This is a genomic window from Roseibium sediminis (assembly GCF_008711325.1).
GTDB lineage: Bacteria > Pseudomonadota > Alphaproteobacteria > Rhizobiales > Stappiaceae > Roseibium > Roseibium sediminis.
The window spans coordinates 1-767 of the sequence record NZ_VXDB01000095.1; the positions used below are offsets into that span (position 1 = coordinate 1).

Sequence of the window (767 nt, forward strand, 5' to 3'; positions counted from 1 at the left end):
TGATCCTCCGTTTCCTAACTATAGGGGCGGACCAATTCAAAGGGGGAGGATCAATTTCAACGATGCCATCAAAGATCTGTTTGGTGTTCAGTACGGCCTAGAGAGGCGACTTCCTATCGCTCTTCAATTTGTGACTTTCGACCCGAACCAGCGAGCTGCCTTAAAGCGAGCTTCGAAACTTCCCGCAAACATCGAAGCTTCGATAGACAGCTTTGAAGAAAACCTCACAGATGAAGAATATGGAGATCCCGCCTATCGCTACAGGGTTGCATTTGTTCCCATTGTAAAGAACAGGGAAAGCGCTGCTGATGCTGCAATCCAATTCTACAAAGTTGGATCTGAAGAGGCAGAGGCAGTAAAAGCAGTCCACCTTAAGGAGGTAGACAAGACACGATACACGCCGACCCAGGTTGTTGCCCGTATTAACGGAAGTGGATATCCGAATTTTAGCTTATTGGATCACACGCGCTTGTGGCAAAGCTTGAATGCAAAACGTGAGAAGTCACCTTACGGAAAAGAGGGCGACTACAAGAATTCATGGGTTTGGTTTGACAACTGGATCGATCGTGTGCGCGAACACTGCGCTGAGAATGGCGACCGATACACCTAGGTAATTCTATATTTGAGAACGGACTCGCCCTCTCTTTCGCCACTCCAACTCCCTCATCTTACTTGACCGCGAAACTGCATCAGCAAATAGTCAACAGGACACCTGGACACCCGCAAAAACCTCGCGCTGTTGGATGATTTCTGATTCACTGGCTTCA

Annotated in this window: 1 protein-coding gene; it reads left to right on the plus strand. The window is 48.1% G+C overall.

Annotated features, from left to right (window positions below; translation table 11 throughout):
- Positions 1-610 (plus strand): DUF3644 domain-containing protein (locus F0155_RS23545; protein ID WP_342212486.1); only part of this gene is annotated, 610 nt, incomplete at its 5' end.
- Between the last annotated feature and the right edge of the window lie 157 nt (positions 611-767).